3 protein-coding genes are annotated in these 3,096 nt (G+C 37.4%); 2 read left to right on the forward strand and 1 reads right to left on the reverse strand.

What is annotated here, in order from left to right:
* The first annotated feature begins 123 nt into the window (after window positions 1-123).
* Window positions 124-681: a TetR/AcrR family transcriptional regulator gene (locus tag DXB52_RS15165; protein ID WP_005946872.1), complete on the forward strand. Its 558-nt coding sequence runs from the start codon at window positions 124-126 to the stop codon at window positions 679-681.
* A gap of 504 nt (window positions 682-1,185) precedes the next feature.
* Here DXB52_RS15165 and DXB52_RS17575 read toward each other — a convergent pair.
* Window positions 1,186-1,590, reverse strand: coding sequence for a helix-turn-helix domain-containing protein (locus tag DXB52_RS17575; protein WP_472520494.1), 405 nt, complete (start codon window positions 1,588-1,590; stop codon window positions 1,186-1,188).
* Window positions 1,591-2,126: 536 nt separating this feature from the next.
* On the opposite strand from DXB52_RS17575, the gene DXB52_RS15175 reads away from it, so the two are divergent.
* Window positions 2,127-3,096, forward strand: a 970-nt coding sequence (locus DXB52_RS15175; RefSeq protein WP_147343390.1) for a replication initiation factor domain-containing protein, incomplete at its 3' end; no start/stop codon positions are given.

Here is a 3,096-nt window from a genome sequence, read left to right on the forward strand (position 1 = left end):
ATTTTAAAATGTTTTTGTAGGAAAGTCAATAAATAATCATAATTTTCTAATTGTGTTATTGACTACACTAATTCAATTAGCTAGAATTGTGTTTGTATGATATTTTGAATGAGGTGCATAACTATGAAAACCACTAAAGAAGCAGTAATAAAAGCAACATCAGACTTAGCAGATGAAAAAGGATTAAATAACGTTTCGTTAAAAGCTGTTGCTCAAAAATTAAACATTCGTACACCATCTTTATATAATCACATAGAAAGTTTAGATAATCTTCTTTTAGAAGTTGCTCATAATGGTATGCGTGACATGAATGAAAGAATGATGAAAATTGCCGTTGGAAAAATAGGGAAAGAAGCAATTAAGTTAGTTTCTATCGAATACCTAAACTATATGATTGAACACCCCGGAGTTTATGAAACAATTCAATGGGCTGTGTGGCACGGAACAGAGGAAACAGCAACCATTTTTAACAACTATCTTTCATTATTAACTACTCTTATCCAATCGTGCAGTCTTAACAAAGACAAAACACTTGAAATATTAAATATGCTTACTGGAATAATTCACGGTTATACAACTTTGCAATTAGGAAACGCTTTTTCTGCCTCAGATAAAGTTAGATTTGAATTAGCTGAAGCGATAGATACTTTATTAGTCGGGATTTTCCAGAAGTATAAATAATATATTTAGGCTTGCAAATCAATACAGAACTGCAAGCCTTTTTCTTTTATCCAACAATCTTCCAGTTACTATTCCTTATATAGCCCAAACTTGTACCGTGACAATTTCATTGATATTATCCGATTTACCACAAATCAAATTTTATCTTTTCTTCCTCTTGATTACCCTCCACAGAAAAGAAAAAGCCCTGTCAAGAGCCTTGCCACCATTGGTGGTGCTTTGCACTCTTTACTGGGCTTTTTGTTTGCTGTATCTTCTACAAAGAGGAAAAAAGTTATTCGTCCTCATCATCAAAATGGTTATTTTTCAATACTTCCCGTAATAATTCCATATCTTCTTTTGAATTGGGGTTTATCATTTTTACGACTTGATAAGGTGTCCTATATTTATGTCCCTCTATGCTTTCCCCGAACATATCCATGCTGTATAAATCATCATAGCGGTCTAACAGTTTTTGAAACTTCAAATGCTGGATAAATTCTTTGATTGGATAAAGGTCGGACGCTACAATACTTTTCCCGTTGATGTAGTCGTAATATATTCCCGTAACTTTTCCAACTCATATTCCAGCCATTCTTCCTCGCTGTCAAAGAAGTTGTCATAATGTCCATGTTTTAGTTCTGCATTTAATCGTTCTTCAATTCTTAAAAACTGGCAGACTTCCTTTTCGGATTGATTAACATACTTCCATTCTCCCGATAATAATTCATTGGGCATTACACCCAGCACGTCCATTATCTTTTCTAATGTATCAAAGGTAGGAAAATTCACACCTCGTTCAATCTTGGAAAGGCTCTGCATATTGATACCGATTTTATCCGCAAGTTCCTGTTGTTTCATTCCTCTGTGTTTTCTTATGGTCTGTATGTTCTCTCCTAAGAAACTGATTTTCTTTTCATAATGCTCCATAACTTAGTATAACCGCTCCTTTCGTTGCTTTTCTTGGTATTTATAAGCATATCATACTTAATCTACATCTAAAAGTCAACAAAAACTTCTTGACAAGTAATTCTAATGGCGTTATTATCGTATCAGATAGAGTGATTAAGCACGATAGGGTCAATCACACGCTTGAGTAAGCATAGAGAAGATACATTTTCACTTTGATAGCATGAATAAGCATGGACTATCAGACCGAAAATAGTGGTTTCCAAAAGGGGCTGGCTGGACGGGGCACGTCCCCCAGACGTGTTCGGACAGACAGTTCCTTTTGGAAAAGGAACGCCTAAAGGCGTTCGCAGAGGGCGTATATGTAACACCGCCCTGCGCATACATGTCATAGTACCTAGAAACTGTGATAAATAAAGGAAAAAACACAATTTTTACCCCGCAAAAAACGGGACATACGAAAGGAGTAATGCACTATAACTACACACAAAAATTTATCCGTTAAGATTGATTACATCAGCATTGTATTTGAAACGGCAACTGCTGAAGATGTCATCATGCACATTTTAGGTTTACCGACTGACATTTTCAATGTCTATCCGGCAAGCATTAAATACAAAACCTATCAAGCACGCTGGCAGATTGGAGATATTTATGTATCGGGCGACGCAAGAAAAACAGAGGATAACCCACAAGGGTTAGGCTGTTATCTTGTTATGACCGGCAGAGGGTGTGATGATATTTTCCGTATTCTCGACAGTAGGAATTGTACTTTTGGGGATATGTTCAAACATTGTGAGCGAAGATACGGACAGGATAACTTCCACTTCACAAGGCTTGATATTGCCATTGATGATAAAAACGAAAAGCCATTTTTTACCATAGAGCAGATAAAGAAGAAATGCGAAAAAGAGGAATTTATCTCGAATAGTGAGGGCTACCACTTTGACGAAAGCAAGTTTGATGATTTCGACACCGCAAAGACTGTTTATATCGGTGCTGGTAAATCGGGATTGTCCTACCGCTTTTATGATAAGGATAAGGAAGTCTGTTCAAAACATAATAAGACGCTTGAGGAAGTCGGCAGTTGGAAACGGACAGAAATGCAACTGCGTGATGATAAGGCTCATGCTTTTGCCATGACATTCAAGGAAAGACCGCTGGAACTTGGAGAACTGGCTTTCGGTCTATTGGCAAACAACCTACGCTTTGTCGTACCAAACAGAAACGAAAGTAATAAGAGCAGATGGAAAACATGTCGGTTTTGGGAACGCTTTTTAGGGGCTGTGGAAGTCTTAAAACTGCAAGTACCAAAACAGCAAAATTCCCTTGAAGAAACACAGCAATGGCTCACAGAGGGTGGCGTGATTTCCGCTGTCAAAAGTTTTTACTTCTTGGAAGAACATGACGCATTAGGCGGACTGGAAAAAGTGGGAACTATGCTTGATAAGGCAAGATACAGCAATTCCCTTTCCAGTAAATTAACCGCCCATTTACAGAGGATAAACCGCACCGACCTTATCCCCT

This window comes from Ruminococcus sp. OM04-4AA (assembly GCF_003462585.1).
GTDB lineage: Bacteria > Bacillota > Clostridia > Lachnospirales > Lachnospiraceae > Mediterraneibacter > Mediterraneibacter faecis.

Coding starts and splice junctions, on each gene's coding strand:
- DXB52_RS15165 (WP_005946872.1), top strand. CDS start 124: ATGAAAACCACTAAAGAAGCAGTAATAAAAGCAACATCAGACTTAGCA.
- DXB52_RS17575 (WP_472520494.1), bottom strand. CDS start 1,590: ATGGAGCATTATGAAAAGAAAATCAGTTTCTTAGGAGAGAACATACAG.